The sequence below is a fragment of the Nocardia sp. NPDC004168 genome (genome assembly GCF_040610355.1).
GTDB classification, from domain to species: domain Bacteria; phylum Actinomycetota; class Actinomycetes; order Mycobacteriales; family Mycobacteriaceae; genus Nocardia; species Nocardia sichangensis.
In genome coordinates this window covers 37,175-50,659 of sequence record NZ_JBEXME010000005.1, presented here as the reverse complement: position 1 = coordinate 50,659, position 13,485 = coordinate 37,175, and the positions used below count along the sequence as shown (strand labels likewise).

14 protein-coding genes and 1 pseudogene are annotated in these 13,485 nt (G+C 65.4%); 10 read left to right on the top strand and 5 right to left on the bottom strand.

What is annotated here, in order from left to right; genetic code table 11:
- Positions 1-37: 37 nt before the first annotated feature.
- The gene (locus tag ABZW96_RS12015; RefSeq protein WP_355073858.1) at positions 38-835 is read left to right on the top strand and encodes a crotonase/enoyl-CoA hydratase family protein; all 798 of its coding nucleotides are present in this window, start codon (positions 38-40) and stop codon (positions 833-835) included.
- 196 nt (positions 836-1,031) lie between these two features.
- Here the strand turns inward: ABZW96_RS12015 and ABZW96_RS12010 are convergent, their stop codons facing one another.
- The 3 genes from ABZW96_RS12010 to ABZW96_RS12000 are packed head-to-tail and all read right to left on the bottom strand — an operon-like array spanning position 1,032 to position 3,250.
- Entirely contained in the window at positions 1,032-1,484 is a 453-nt protein-coding gene (locus ABZW96_RS12010; RefSeq protein ID WP_355073856.1) for a PaaI family thioesterase, read from the bottom strand.
- A gap of 34 nt (positions 1,485-1,518) precedes the next feature.
- Positions 1,519-2,154 (bottom strand): alcohol dehydrogenase catalytic domain-containing protein, encoded by a 636-nt coding sequence (locus ABZW96_RS12005; protein ID WP_355073854.1) that lies wholly within the window; start codon positions 2,152-2,154, stop codon positions 1,519-1,521.
- 4 nt (positions 2,155-2,158) lie between these two features.
- Positions 2,159-3,250, bottom strand: a complete 1,092-nt coding sequence (locus ABZW96_RS12000; RefSeq protein WP_355073853.1) for a hydroxyneurosporene dehydrogenase — start codon at positions 3,248-3,250, stop codon at positions 2,159-2,161.
- 474 nt (positions 3,251-3,724) lie between these two features.
- On the opposite strand from ABZW96_RS12000, the gene ABZW96_RS11995 reads away from it, so the two are divergent.
- On the top strand, positions 3,725-4,030 hold the full coding sequence (locus tag ABZW96_RS11995) for an antibiotic biosynthesis monooxygenase family protein (RefSeq protein WP_355073852.1): 306 nt from the start codon (positions 3,725-3,727) through the stop codon (positions 4,028-4,030).
- Between the two features lie 152 nt (positions 4,031-4,182).
- Here the strand turns inward: ABZW96_RS11995 and ABZW96_RS11990 are convergent, their stop codons facing one another.
- A complete protein-coding gene (locus ABZW96_RS11990) occupies positions 4,183-5,181 on the bottom strand; it encodes a nitronate monooxygenase family protein (RefSeq protein WP_355073851.1) in 999 nt (332 codons plus the stop codon).
- A gap of 262 nt (positions 5,182-5,443) precedes the next feature.
- Between ABZW96_RS11990 and ABZW96_RS11985 the strand changes: the two genes are divergently transcribed.
- From ABZW96_RS11985 to ABZW96_RS11950, 8 genes and pseudogenes are all read left to right on the top strand, one after another.
- On the top strand, positions 5,444-6,007 hold the full coding sequence (locus ABZW96_RS11985; RefSeq protein WP_355073850.1) for a PadR family transcriptional regulator: 564 nt from the start codon (positions 5,444-5,446) through the stop codon (positions 6,005-6,007).
- Between the two features lie 140 nt (positions 6,008-6,147).
- The gene (locus tag ABZW96_RS11980) at positions 6,148-6,657 is read left to right on the top strand and encodes a helix-turn-helix domain-containing protein (protein ID WP_355073848.1); all 510 of its coding nucleotides are present in this window, start codon (positions 6,148-6,150) and stop codon (positions 6,655-6,657) included.
- A 301-nt stretch (positions 6,658-6,958) separates the two neighbouring features.
- On the top strand, positions 6,959-8,176 hold the full coding sequence (locus ABZW96_RS11975; protein ID WP_355073846.1) for an acetyl-CoA C-acetyltransferase: 1,218 nt from the start codon (positions 6,959-6,961) through the stop codon (positions 8,174-8,176).
- Positions 8,177-8,250: 74 nt separating this feature from the next.
- A pseudogene (locus ABZW96_RS11970) lies at positions 8,251-8,385 on the top strand (SDR family oxidoreductase); the annotation flags it as partial.
- Between the two features lie 127 nt (positions 8,386-8,512).
- Positions 8,513-9,514 (top strand): NADP-dependent oxidoreductase, encoded by a 1,002-nt coding sequence (locus ABZW96_RS11965; protein WP_355073844.1) that lies wholly within the window; start codon positions 8,513-8,515, stop codon positions 9,512-9,514.
- A 136-nt stretch (positions 9,515-9,650) separates the two neighbouring features.
- Entirely contained in the window at positions 9,651-10,238 is a 588-nt protein-coding gene (locus ABZW96_RS11960; RefSeq protein WP_355073842.1) for a TetR/AcrR family transcriptional regulator, read from the top strand.
- A 317-nt stretch (positions 10,239-10,555) separates the two neighbouring features.
- Positions 10,556-11,068: an SRPBCC family protein gene (locus ABZW96_RS11955; protein WP_355073841.1), complete on the top strand. Its 513-nt coding sequence runs from the start codon at positions 10,556-10,558 to the stop codon at positions 11,066-11,068.
- Positions 11,068-12,141: an LLM class flavin-dependent oxidoreductase gene (locus tag ABZW96_RS11950; RefSeq protein ID WP_355073840.1), complete on the top strand. Its 1,074-nt coding sequence runs from the start codon at positions 11,068-11,070 to the stop codon at positions 12,139-12,141. The genes ABZW96_RS11955 and ABZW96_RS11950 overlap by 1 nt, the downstream gene beginning before the upstream one ends.
- Before the next feature lie 56 nt (positions 12,142-12,197).
- Here the strand turns inward: ABZW96_RS11950 and ABZW96_RS11945 are convergent, their stop codons facing one another.
- Positions 12,198-13,442: a helix-turn-helix domain-containing protein gene (locus tag ABZW96_RS11945; RefSeq protein WP_355073839.1), complete on the bottom strand. Its 1,245-nt coding sequence runs from the start codon at positions 13,440-13,442 to the stop codon at positions 12,198-12,200.
- Positions 13,443-13,485 lie beyond the last annotated feature (43 nt).

Sequence of the window (13,485 nt, the reverse complement as noted above, 5' to 3'; positions counted from 1 at the left end):
CGATGGTGAAACAGGCCGTGTCGAGGGTGGTCTCGGCATGACCGAGAATCTGCGGCCAAGTGCGGTCCTCACCGTCGAGCGGCGCGGGCATGTCTTGTTGATGGGCCTGAATCGCCCTGCCAAACGCAATGCGTTCGACATGGAGTTGCTGCGTGCGCTCGGAAATGCCTACTACGTCCTGGAAACGGACGACGACCTGCGGTGCGGTGTCCTGTACGGCCACGGCGCGAATTTCACCGGCGGGCTCGATCTGGCCGATGTGCTGCCGCAGATCACCGACAGCAGCGTCGATTGGGCCGAGGACGAGTTGAATCCGGTGTCCACCACCGGACCGGCGCGCACGACTCCGGTCGTGGCGGCCGTGCACGGATGGTCCATGACCATCGGTATCGAACTGCTGCTCGCCGCGGACGTGCGCATCGCCGCCGCCGACGCTCAGTTCGCGCAGATGGAAGTGCAGCGCGGTATCTTTCCCCTCGGTGGCGCGACCTACCGGCTTCCGCGCGAGGCGGGATGGGGCAACGCGATGCGCTGGCTGCTCACCGGAGATCCGTTCGACGCGAACGAAGCACTGCGCCTCGGGCTCGTCCAAGAGGTGGTCGAGCCCGGCCGTCAACTCGAGCGTGCGCTCGAGCTGGCGGAACGGATCAGCGAGCAAGCGCCGCTCGGTATCGAGGCGACCATGGCTTCGGCCCGGCGCGCGATAAACGACGGCGAGGTCGTCGCGGGCGAAGCCATCCGTGCGGACTTGCGGCGTCTGGTCACCAGTGAGGATGCCAGGGAAGGCATGCTGTCGTTCCTGGAGCGGCGACCGGCACGATTCACCGGGCGATAACAAGCGGATGCCGGGGCCGAGTTCGCAGTCAGGAAACGCAACGTTATGCCATCTGACAGTTGATTTCGGCCTCGGCTCGCCACTGCACTTCATCCCTTCCCTGGAAGCGGCGGTGATATTCGCACGTGAGTCGACTGCGAAGAGATGGGCCCGGACCGTGACACTCGATGATCGAGCCGCACGCCCGTGCTGCTGCCTACCTGGGGAGGAAGATCATGCAGGTGGTGGTGGCGTGCGCGACGAGCTTGCCGCTCTCGTCGAAGGCCTTGCCTTCTGCGGTGGCCACCGTTCGCCCGACATGGATCACTCTGCCCTCAGCGGTGATTCGCCCGGCATCGAGCGCGACGGAGCGGATGTAGTTCACCTTCAGCTCCAGAGTGGTGTAGCGAGCTCCGGCCGGAAGGGTGGTGTGCACCGCACATGCCATGACCGAGTCGAGCAACGTGGCCGCGATGCCGCCGTGGACCTGGCCGAGCGGGTTCGAGAAGTCCGGCTGCGTACGTATCGACATCGCCGCATACCCCTTCTCGACCTCATCCATGGTGATACCGATCAAGCGGCCGATGGACGGTGTGTCGGCAGGCCGATCCCGTTGGGCCCAGCGCATCAGTTCGAGTCCACTCATGCTGGTGAAGTCGACTGCGGTCATGGTTGTCTTCCTGTCGGTCTCGTCGGGGCGTTCGTCAACCGCGCTCACCGATCGTGCCCCCGCTCATCACCAGGACATCGGCGCCGGGATCGCGGCGCAGATGCGGAACCACCGAGCGCCAGGCGTCCGCGAGGTTGTCGCCGACCGAAACAGCTTGGATGGCAGTGACATTCGGTGGCAGCGGGAGCAGTGCATAGCTCGCGAACGGGGCCCGCACGAGGTCGGAGAACAGTCCGCCGTATCCGCCGCCGAACGGGATTCCGTATGCCGCCACACCGTGGGCGGCGGTGGCTCGGCAGTAGAGCGGCAGGTCCGCGCCGCACCGGTCGCAGATCCCGCAGGACACGTGGTAGGGGATCGCGACCAGGTCACCGGGGGCGATACCGGTCACCGCGTCCCCGACCTCGACGACCTCGCCGACGCCTTCATGGCCGATGGCGAACGGGGCGTCGACACCAGGGAGGGGCACCGCGCCGCGGATCACTCGCTGATCCAGATCGCAGGTCGAGACCGCGATGGGCCGGACCAGCGCGTCGGTCCGGCTTCGGATCACCGGCTCGGGTTCGTCGCGCCATTCCAAGCCCCCGGCTCCGTTGTAGTAGAGCACTCGCATGCGTCGCAGCTTTCGTCTCGGTCCGGCGACGGCGCCGGACTGGTTGGGGTGTGTCATTCGGTCATGCTTGATGGGTGATGATCGGCGGATGCTCGGCGTCGACGGGTACCGTCGCCGTGGCGTCGTGTGTGCGCTCGCCGAAATACAGCAGTTCCCAGACGGTTCGGCCGTCGAGACTGTCGGTGTGACCGTCGCTGGTGTGCGTCAACGTCACGTCGCCGAGGAAGCGGTGGTAGGCGCCGTGCTCGCCGAAGTCCAGCCGGAAGATGTCGTCGAGGTAGGTGAAGGTGACGGTGTAGGTCGTGCCCGCTTCCTCGATCGTGTACCGCAGCCGCTTGTCGAACGGCACGCCGCTGTCGGGATGTACGGCGGTGTCGTCCGCGGCGACCTCGATGCCTTCCGCGCCCACTCTGGCGGCCACGATCTCGCCCGCCTCGACGATCAGCAGTACGGGGACCGTCACGCCGCCGTACTGATCATCAGCGACGAACGTCAGCGTCACGATCGTGTAGTCGCCGAGCAATGCTCGACCCCAATACCAGTGGTCGAGGATCTTTCGTGGTGCGATGTTGCCCCAGTTGTGGTCGTGGTAGCCCAGTCCCATCGATCGCACGACCTCGCCGTCCACGGTCAGAACGGCGTCGACGGCACCCCTCGCCACCACCGGCAACCAGGCGATGTAGTGCTCTTCGTTCTCGCCGAAGAAGAGCAGCCCCGATTCGGGCCGCCATGGTGGCACCTGCGGGGTCAGCGTGAGGTCGACGATCACTTCATCGATCTCGACATGAATGGTGTAGCCCTCGGGGCCACCGCGGAAGACGTTGGCGCCGATCCGCACGTCGCAGCCGTCGGTGGCGGCTCGGAAGGCGTCCGGTGACTCGATGCAGGTCTTCTGAATTCGTGTTCCGTCCGGGCGCGTCAACGTCAGCAACACGAACGGGGTCAGCGGCGCCTTGGGGGAGGCATACGGCGGCTTGGTGTGGAACTCGACCGTGAGTGTCGAACCATCCTCCAAATGTGCGTCGCAGTACCACCATTCGAAGGTCCCGTCGGCAGCGCCGGTGCGGAGGCCGTCCTCCCAGGGCTCGATCACGCCGGGCGTGAGACCCAACCGCTGGTAGTGGCTGGGGCTGTTGCCAATGACAGCTTTCATCGGTGTTCCTCACCTTTGATGACTCGAACGACTCGGTTTGGCGTGGCGGTGACACTGCTGTCCGGAGTTCTCGCTTCGGACTCGACCAGCGGCATGGGACCGTGCGAGCCCTTGAGCGCACACCACGACCGATGGTTAAGGAGTTGAGTATTTGTGTTCCCGTTGCCACGTTCGCGACGCTAGCCCTCGACCTGGTCAAGATTGCGACAATAGAACTAACCTTTGCGACATCATGCGCCTTTGCGCTGTGGAATCAGTGCCGCTGCACGACTGCTGAGCCTGCCTTGGCCCGATTTGCGCCAGCGCGCGAAACGTTGGCCTCGACGCCATGGCCAGGGAAGCATGTAGTAAGAATGTTGACTATGGCGCGCGTCGCGTAGACGCCTGGAACAGGCCGCCATGGCAGTGCGGCACGCTACGCCGCTGAATTCGCCGCGCCCGAGAGCATCGGCCGCGATATGGAGAAGCAACCAGATGAGTCAGACTTACTTTCAGGTGATCGCCCACTACCACGTGCAGCCGGAGCAGCTGACGGCCGTCCTCGAACTGCTCGCCCGGTTGCGCGCCGCCAGCCGTGAAGAACCGGCCAACCTGTCTTACGACTATTTCCAAAATACCGACGACCCAACGCACCTGGTGATCCTCGAGCGTTACACCGATGCCGAGGGCTTCGCCGCCCACCGCGAATACGAGCACTTCCGGACTTTGGGAATCGACGGAATCATTCCGCGACTGGATCGCAGGCAGGTCGACACCTACCCGGTCGTCGCGGCCGGCTGAGACTGCTGCCGCGGGCCGGTCATCGGCGCGCCGAAACGCGAAATACCCGCCTACCTGGCAATGATCGCGTTACCGGGTAGGCGGGTATTCCGCGTCAGCGGCCGATGAACTCCTCGTCTTTGGCGAGGAAGGCCTCGACGGCCATGTGTGGGTCAGGCCGGCTGCTCGACGGTGTCGGGCCTCGGTGTCTTGCGGGCGAGAGCCTGGAGCGCCTCGTCGTACTGGGCCTTGAAGCGAGCCACCAAGTCCCCGACAGTGAGGTTTTCCTTGATCGCGCCGATGCCTTGCCCGGCGCCCCAGATGTCCCGCCATACCTTGGCGCTCGCATTGCCGCCGGAGCCGAAATTCATGATGGAAGGGTCGGAATGGGGGAGGTTGTCCGGGTCCAGGCCTGCGGCGACGATGCTGCCGCGCAGATAGTTGCCATGGACACCGGTGAACAAGTTGCTGTACACGATGTCCTTGGCTCGGGAGTCGACGATCATCTGCTTGTATTCCGCAGCCGCTATCGCCTCGACGGTCGAAAGGAATGCCGAACCGATATAGGCGAGATCAGCGCCCGCGGCCTGCGCGGCGAGGATGGAACGGCCGTGGGCGATCGCGCCGGACAACAGCACCGGCCCGTCGAACCACTCCCGGATCTCCTGGACAAGCGCGAACGGCGACTGCGTTCCGGCGTGGCCGCCTGCACCTGCAGCGACGGCGATGATGCCGTCCGCGCCCTTTTCGATTGCCTTCCGAGCGAACTCGTCGCTGATCACGTCGTGCAGGACGATTCCGCCGTAGGAGTGCACGGCGTCGTTGATCTCCGGGCGTGCGCCCAGAGAGGTGATCACGATAGGCACGCGGTGCCGCACGATCACGTCCATGTCGTGTTCGAGGCGGTCGTTGGTCCGGTGGACGATCTGATTGACGGCGAACGGCGCGACGGTGGCGTCCGGGTTCGCCGCCGCGAACGACGCGTTTTCCTCGGTGATGCGGTCCAGCCAGTCCGCCAGCAGTGACGCCGGACGTGCGTTCAGCGCGGGAAAGGATCCGATCACCCCGGCCTGGCACTGCGCGATCACGAGTTCGGGTCCGGAGGAGATGAACATCGGCGAGCCCACGATGGGCAGGGTGAGGCGACCGGACAGAGCGGCGGGTAAGGCCATGATGACGTCCTTCGAGGAGTTCTGAAGCGTTGACTCGCGGCGATTCCGGCCGCACAGCGCTGCGTTACGACGAAGTTATCTACGACCCCGCATTCATGCAATAAGTTGCAAAAACATGTGTGGCCGATCACACGCCCGGTGGTCACGGCTTCATAAGTTGCCGGATCCCGGGCCGCGCAAGGTCCCGCGCACAGCCTTCGCCGCGGATACTCCGGATTCAGGTCGCGGGACCAACGCGCTCGACGCTCTCTAACATGGGGCCGTGGCACTGCAGTTCGCGATCCTCACCGCGTTGACCGAACGGGCCTCGACCGGCATCGAACTCGCTCGGCGCTTCGACCGCGCGTTCGGATACTTCTGGTCGGCCACCCATCAGCAGATCTATCGCGAATTGGATCGGCTCAGCGGTGGCGGTTTGGTCGCCGAGGTTTCGCAGCCACAGGCCCCGGGGCGTGGTCAGCCGAAGCGTTTCTCCATCACACCGGCGGGCACGGCTGCGCTTCGCCGTTGGGTGTGCGAGGTCGACGAGCCGCCGCAGCAGCGAGAAACGCTGCTGATCAGGTTGCGGGCAGCGGCCGCCACCGGGGACTTCGAAGGTGTCCGCGAGGTCGTCGCACACCATCTCGCGGTGCACGAGAAGACGTTCGCGACCTATCGGGAGATCGAGGCACGTGATTTTCCGGCTGTCGGCGACGATGCGGGCGCGATGAGGCATCTGATCCTGAAGGCCGGTCTCGGGACCGAACGTGCCTGGATCGACTGGTGTCGGGAAGTCATCGAAGCCCTCGATGCCATGCAGACGCCGAGCGAATCGCGCTCGACCTGAGCCTAGGCTCGTCGCGGCCGCAGCCTGTCGGCGAAGTTCGGGGTCGAGGCGGGGTCCGATGGATGGCCTGCACAGAGCGCGGGCGGCCGCGTGGCGTCATCAAGTGCATGGTCTATCTATGAAACCGATATCCTCGCTGAATGAGGCGTACATCCTTCGCACGGTGGCCATGCTCCGTCGCGCGCACGATGGATCTGCTCGGTGATTGGTGGACCCCGCTGGTGATGCGTGAGGCCTTCTATGGAGTACGCCGTTTCGAGGACTTCCAGCAGCAGTTGGGCATCGCGCGCAATACCCTCAGCAACCGATTGCGTCGTCTGGTGGACGAAGGCTTGCTCGAGAAACGGCCGTATCAGGTCGAGCCGACCTGGTACGAGTATGTGCTGACCGAGAAGGGCGCCGACTTCTGGAGCGTGTTGCTGGCGATTTCGAGCTGGGGTGATCGCTGGCTCGCCGACGAATCGGGTCCGCCGGTGCTCGTGCGGCACACCGCGTGCGGTCATGACACGCAGGTCAAGGTGGTCTGCGAGCACTGTGAACAGCCTGTCCCGATCGAGGAATCCCGCCTGCGCATGGGTCCGGGCTACCCCGAACATCTGCGCGAACGTCCCGACGTCGTGGAGCGCTTCGCGCGGCAAGAGTCGAAGTAACTGACGAAAGTTCACCGGGGCCGGTTTCAGGTCCCGAGGTGTAGCGGCACACCGAGTTGCTAGTCCACCGCCATCGTCGCTTCGGTGCTCTGCTCTGCCGAAGGACACTCCGAACGAGGCGGTACGCGCACAGTGGCCGCGTTCTTCGCGAGCCGAATTCACCTGCCTCACCTGCACTTATGTACATGTTGTGTGGTAGATCACATCGATAAATGCGGGCCGTCGGTATTGACCGCGGCCTGTCCGATCCAGCATCGTATGCGCTGAATAAGCGCTTAGTAAGTAGCTGGGAGGTGGGCACATGCCCGAAGCCGTCATCGTCTCCGTCGCCCGGTCGCCGATCGGACGCGCCGTCAAGGGCTCGCTGAAGGACATGCGCCCCGACGACTTGGCGGCGCAGGTCGTCAAGGCCGCGCTGCAAAGGGTGCCCTCGCTCGATCCGGCCACGATCGACGACCTGATGCTCGGCTGCGGCCAGCCCGCGGGCGAATCGGGTTTCAACCTCGGACGGGTGGTGGCGGTACTGGCCGGGCTCGATCGGGTGCCCGGCGTCACGGTCAATCGCTATTGTTCGTCGAGCCTGCAGACGACCCGGATGGCGCTGCACGCGATTCGAGCCGGTGAAGGTGATGTGTTCGTCTCGGCGGGCGTCGAGACCGTCAGCCGCTACAACAGCGGCAATGCCGATGGCCTGCCGGGCACCCAGAACCCCCTGTTCGAGGACGCGGTCGCGCGGACGTCGAAATTCGCTGCGGGAGGGCAGGTTTGGTCGGACCCCCGTGAAGACGGAGCACTGCCCGACATCTATATCGCGATGGGGCAGACCGCCGAAAACGTCGCGCAGTTCGCGGGTGTCAGCCGCGCGGAGCAGGACGCCTTCGGCGTGCGTAGCCAGAACCTCGCCGAAATCGCACTGTCGAATGGATTCTGGCAACGCGACATCACCCCGGTGACTCTGCCCGACGGCACGGTGGTGTCGGGCGATGACGGTCCGCGCGCGGGTGTGACGCTGGACGCGGTCGCGGCGTTGAAGCCGGTGTTCCGGCCGGACGGCACGGTCACCGCGGGCAATTGCTGCCCGCTCAACGACGGTGCCGCCGCGGTGGTCGTAATGTCGGATACCAAGGCGGCGGAACTCGGATTGACGCCACTCGCGCGCATCGTCTCCACCGGGGTCAGCGGCCTGTCGCCGGAGATCATGGGCTTGGGCCCGGTCGAGGCGTCGCGGCGGGCGCTGGCCAACGCGGGCATGACGATCGGCGACATCGACCTGGTCGAGATCAACGAAGCCTTCGCGGCGCAGGTCATCGCGTCCATGCGCGAACTGGACATCGACCTCGACAAGCTCAACGTCAACGGCGGCGCGATCGCCGTCGGCCATCCCTTCGGGATGACCGGTGCGCGGATCACCAGCACCCTCGTCAATTCGCTGCAGTTCCATGACAAACAGTTCGGCCTGGAGACCATGTGCGTCGGCGGGGGCCAGGGCATGGCCATGGTGCTCGAGCGGCTGTCCTGAGCGCGCACCGCTGTCGTCCACCGCTTGCGCGTGGACCGTCGAGCATCTGTCCATCCCGGAGGAGAGCACCATGAGCGATCGCGCAGATTCCCGTCGCGCGAGCGGGGTCGCCCGAGGATGTCGCACACACCGCCTCATTCCTGGCGAGCGAGGGTGCGGGATTTGTGTCGGGGCAGGTCGTGCACGTCGCCGGAGGACCGAAGAACTGACCGACACGGTTCGCGACCGTCTGCGAGCGGGACCTGCAGCTGACCAGATTCGCTGTGGGGCAGAGTTTCCCGACGGCAACGGACGCCATCCCGGACATATGGCCGAATCGATGAGAAGAGAAATGTCATGACGAAGACTCAGCAGATCCGTCTCGCGCGGCGTCCGTCGGGGCTGCCCGGCGACGACACCTGGAGCCTGACGACCGAGGAACTGCCCGGACCCGCCGAAGGCCAGCTGCTGGTGAAGATCGACTTCATCTCCATCGATCCCGCCATGCGTGGATGGCTGAGAGATCAGCGTTCCTATGTGCCGCCGGTCGGGATCGGCGAGGTGATGCGGTCGTTGGATATCGGCACGGTCGTGGAATCGGCGCACCCCGACTTCGCCGTCGGTGACACGGTCAGCGGCACTTTCGGGGTGACCGAATACGCGATCAGTGACGGCAGTGACGTCTCGAAGGTCGATCTGACCATCGCCCCCGGCCCCACCTGGCTCGGCACCCTCGGAATGCCCGGCATGACAGCGTATTTCGGCCTGCTCGAGGTCGGGAAGCTGCAGGCAGGCGACACCGTGGTGGTCTCGGCGGCGGCAGGCGCCGTCGGAAGCGTGGTCGGTCAGATCGCCAAAGCCAAGGGCGCGGAGGTCATCGGGATCGCGGGTGGCCCGGAGAAGACCCGGTTGCTCACCGAGGAACTCGGCTTCGACGCGGCTGTCGACTACCGCAACGACAACGTCGCGAAGCGGTTGCGCGAGCTCGCCCCGCAGGGCATCGACGTCTTCTTCGACAACGTGGGCGGTGACATCCTCGATGCCGCGCTGATGAACTTGCGCCGTGGGGCCCGCGTGGTGCTGTGCGGCGCGATCTCGGCCTACAACGCCGAGCAGCTGCCTCCCGGCCCGTCGCGCTACATGTCACTGCTGGTCTTCCGCGCCTCGATGACGGGATTCGTAGTCTTCGACTACGCCGATCGCTACGGCGAAGCCGTCGCGCAGATCGCGCAATGGCTGGCCGAGGGCAAGCTCGAGAGCCGCGAGCACGTCGTCGAGGGAGGCGTCGCGCGTTTCGGCGAGACGCTGAACATGCTGTTCAGCGGTGCCAACAACGGAAAACTCGTGCTCGCGCTCTGAGCGGCGACCACCGCAGCGTATCCGGGATCACAGCCGTGCGACGCGCCGAAGGTCACGACAGCATCGACGCCGGTCGCGCGAGGGCCGGACCGATACCGTCCGGAAGTGTTCGATGGCAGGATGCGAGACTGTTCAAGTGACCGAATCACGTGCGGACGACACACGAGCTCGGCTGCTGGATGCCGCGGTCGTCGCCTTCGCCGAGCGGGGCTTCCACGGCTCGACCACTCGCGACATCACCTCGATCGCGGGGCTGAGCACGGCAGCCATCTATGTGCATCACCGCTCGAAAGAGGAACTTCTCTACGAGGTCTCCCGGACCGGTCACCACAACACCCTGGAGCGCTTAAAGAGCGCTGTCGCTTCCGCTGACGATCCGGTCGATCAGTTGATCGCGGCGGTCAGGGCCTTCACTGTTTTCCATGCTCGGGCGCACACCGTGGCCCGGGTCATCAACTACGAACTCGCCGCACTCAGTCCGGAGCATCAAGACGAGATCAAGGCGATCCGTCACCTCATCGACGCGGAGATACGGCAGCTGATCGAGCGAGGTGTGGCGGCGGGTGTGTTCGACAACCCGAATCCGCATATGGCGGCGGTCGCTCTGCTGTCGCTCGGCATCGACCTCGCTCGCTGGTACCGGGAGGACGGCTCACTCTCGCCGGAGGAGATCGGCGACTATTACGTGGACCTCGCGCTGCGCATCGTGGGTGCGTCCAAGTAGACCGGTCTCCCGGTGAATGACCGGCTACGGATCGCCGGATTTTGCCGATTCCCTCGTCGGAGAGCCATGGATTACTCCAGCCCGTCATGTCGGCGATTGATGAAGCGACGCCCCATCTAGGGGCGTCCGAGAGTCGTCCCCAGTGGATCAATCGTGCGGGGTGCCGGGACGATCACAGTTCGCCGACGATGTGCGCGGCATAGCCCCATCCCCGTGAGTCCAAATGTGAAGCTCAGCTGTTGAGTGGTCTGAAGAGACCGTTGTAGTGCTTAGTCTATCTATGCAACTATGGGCGAAACAGCCGGAAGGAGCTGATCGTGGAGTGGACCGGGCAGGTGTATGCCGACACCCCGACCGTGGCAGTTCAGACCTTCATCGACGCGCCACCGCGACGGGTGTGGGCATTCGTCAGCGATATCCACCTCATGCCGCGGTTGAGTGAAGAACTACAGAGCGTGGAATGGCTCGACGGCGCCACCGGACCCGCGGTCGGCGCGCGGTTCATCGGCCGCAACGCCCACGAGGCCTTGGGGAACTGGGAAACGACCAGCACGGTCGTGGAATTCGAGCCGGAGCGGCGCTTCGCCTGGGCTGTCGGCGATCCCGGATACCCATCCAGCATATGGCGTTTCACCCTCCAACCCGAGGGCGCGGGCACCGTCCTGGAGCAGTGGACCCAGATGGGTCCCGCGCGTTCGGGACTCAACTTCGCGATCGATGCCATGCCCGAGAAGGAGCAGAAAATCGTTTTCGTGCGCCTGCGCGAGTTCGAGTTCGGCATGGCCGCCAATCTGTCCGCCATCAAGGACCTAGTGGAGAAGGACGCGTGATGCGCACGGCCACCACCATCGAGGCCTCGGGGGCGAACTGGCCCGACCTCGTCGAATTCGTAGTCGAAGCCGAGAAACTCGGCCTGGACATCTGCTGGATGGCGGAGGCGTGGGGGAGTGATGCGGTGACACCTTTGGGTTTCCTCGCCGCGCGCACCGAGCGAATGCGGTTGGGTACCGGCATCATTCAACTCGGCACCCGGTCGCCGGTCCTGATCGCCCAGACTGCCATGACCCTGGCACGACTGTCCGAAGGCCGATTCCTGCTCGGTCTCGGCGCTTCCGGCCCGCAGGTCATCGAGGGTCTGCACGGCGTGCCGTTCGCCCGTCCACTGGCCCGCATGCGCGAGACCGTGCAGATAATCCGGGCGGCCTGCACCGGTGAGAAGGTCGTCTTCGAGGGCCGGCACTTCACAATCCCGCTGCCCGGTGGCGAGGGCAAACCGATGCGGCTGAGCGTGCCCACGGTCACGGTTCCCATCTACCTGGCCACCCTGTCACCGAAGATGCTGGAGTTGACCGGCGAGATCGCCGACGGCTGGCTGGGCACCAGCTTCGTCCCCGAGGGAGCGGACGCCTATTTCGAGCATCTCGACGCCGGGCTGGCCCGTGCCGGCCGGGACCGCACGGATCTGGACATCTGCCAGGGCGCCGAGATCAATATCGTCGCCGACGAGGCCCAACTCGACGAGGTCCTCGGCAGCCGCAAGAAGGAACTCGCCTTCTCGCTGGGCGGAATGGGATCGGGCTCGACCAACTTCTACAACAACGCCTACAGCCGCCAAGGCTGGGCCGATGTCGCCGCTCGAGTGCGTGAACGGTGGCAGAGCGGTGATCGCGATGGCGCCGCCGCGCTGGTCACCGACGAAATGGTGCTGGCCACCACGCTGATCGGCACCGAGGACATGGTCCGCGAGCGGTTGCGAACCTGGCGCGACACCGGCGTGGACACGGTACGTCTCTATCCCGCGGGCGACACCCTGCACGCGCGACTGGACAATCTCGGCCGCGGCATCGATCTTGTGCACGGGCTGGATGGTCGTTCGACGATCTGTCACTCCCAGGGTGGTTAGACGCATGCTCCGGCGCGAGTGGCGTGCTCTGACCAGCCGGTGAAAGACTGTTGTGATCAGAAGCCGAGGCGTTGTGCCTGGCCACGCGACGGGGGATCGGCGGGAATCCCGGACCGGTCCAGTCCGATGAGCCGCACGGCGGTCAGGGCGACGTAGAGTTCGGCGGCCGCTTTGGGATCGGAGCAGCGGCGGTCGGTCAGGGTTTCGATGCGGCGCAGCCGGTAGTGGATGGTGTTGCGGTGGTAGTGCAGACGTTGCGCGACTTCGGTATTGGAGCCTCCGCATTCGAACCACATGGCGAGCGTGTCGAGAAGGGGATCGCACTCCTCTGGTGGCAGGTCGAGTACGGGTCCGAGGATTTCGTGCGCCATTTCGTGCGCAGCGGACGGAGCATGCGCGAGGACGAGCGGGATGGGTGTGTCGCCGTAGACGGTGACCGTGGCGGTGCCTGCCGGTGCGCAACGCCCGGCTAGTTCGGCCTCCCGCAGTGCGGCGCCTGCATCCCCCGCGGTCGAGAACGAGCGGCTCACGCCGATCCGGCCTGTGGCGTGTTGCCGCAGTTGGGTCAGTACCTGCTGGTGCGCGCGTTCGGTGGCCGGGCTGAGCAGCCCGATGCGAGCGCCGGCTTCGGTGATCCAGATCGATTCGACGTATTCGGCGCGGAGCCGGGACTCGATGCCCATCAGTGGCGCCAGTGCTTCGGGATCGGCTTCGGCATGCACGACGACGAAGCTGCCCAGCGGGGGCAGGTGGAGGGCGCGGGCGATGTCGCGTTGTGTCGGATCGTGGGAATCGCCGTTCAGTAGACGGCGCAACAGAGCGCGGCGTTCGGAATCGTCGTAGCGGACTCGTTCGGTCAGATAGTCGCCGTACGCCTCGGCCGCTGCTCCCGAATAATCGTCGATGATCCGCCACATCTCCGACCCGAGCTGCGGCAACACGTCGAGTCTCGTGCCGGTGGCCACTGCGAGCGCGCGTTCCCACAGCAGTCGTCCGGCCAGCCGGTACGCGTGCAGCACCGCGGGGAGGGGCACGCCGAGCTCGGCTTTGACCCGGCCCACCACGGTAGCGGGCTGCAGCCGACGCCCGACACCGCCGGAGAGCTGGCCCAGCAGCGAGACGAGGTTGTCGCGGACGACGAAGCCCAGCTCAGCGTCGGTGAGCGCGGTCGATTCCGCGTAGGCGTGGTCCCCGGTCCGGATCCGGCCGACGAGTTCGGCGGTGAGGTCGTCGACCTCCGCGAGCAGCGTGCGCGCCACCGCGGCGGAATCATTCACGGGCGGCTCCGTCAGCGTGGTCATGGATAGATGGTAGGCATTCGCCGGGAATGCGATTGTGCTCTGG

Bases quoted from the DNA above. Each gene is read 5' to 3' on its own strand.
- ABZW96_RS12015 (WP_355073858.1), top strand. From the start codon at position 38: ATGACCGAGAATCTGCGGCCAAGTGCGGTCCTCACCGTCGAGCGGCGC.
- ABZW96_RS12000 (WP_355073853.1), bottom strand. From the start codon at position 3,250: ATGAAAGCTGTCATTGGCAACAGCCCCAGCCACTACCAGCGGTTGGGT.
- ABZW96_RS11945 (WP_355073839.1), bottom strand. From the start codon at position 13,442: ATGACCACGCTGACGGAGCCGCCCGTGAATGATTCCGCCGCGGTGGCG.
- ABZW96_RS11965 (WP_355073844.1), top strand. From the start codon at position 8,513: ATGACGAAGACTCAGCAGATCCGTCTCGCGCGGCGTCCGTCGGGGCTG.
- ABZW96_RS12010 (WP_355073856.1), bottom strand. From the start codon at position 1,484: ATGACCGCAGTCGACTTCACCAGCATGAGTGGACTCGAACTGATGCGC.
- ABZW96_RS12005 (WP_355073854.1), bottom strand. From the start codon at position 2,154: ATGACACACCCCAACCAGTCCGGCGCCGTCGCCGGACCGAGACGAAAG.
- ABZW96_RS11975 (WP_355073846.1), top strand. From the start codon at position 6,959: ATGCCCGAAGCCGTCATCGTCTCCGTCGCCCGGTCGCCGATCGGACGC.
- ABZW96_RS11950 (WP_355073840.1), top strand. From the start codon at position 11,068: ATGCGCACGGCCACCACCATCGAGGCCTCGGGGGCGAACTGGCCCGAC.
- ABZW96_RS11995 (WP_355073852.1), top strand. From the start codon at position 3,725: ATGAGTCAGACTTACTTTCAGGTGATCGCCCACTACCACGTGCAGCCG.
- ABZW96_RS11990 (WP_355073851.1), bottom strand. From the start codon at position 5,181: ATGGCCTTACCCGCCGCTCTGTCCGGTCGCCTCACCCTGCCCATCGTG.
- ABZW96_RS11980 (WP_355073848.1), top strand. From the start codon at position 6,148: ATGAGGCGTACATCCTTCGCACGGTGGCCATGCTCCGTCGCGCGCACG.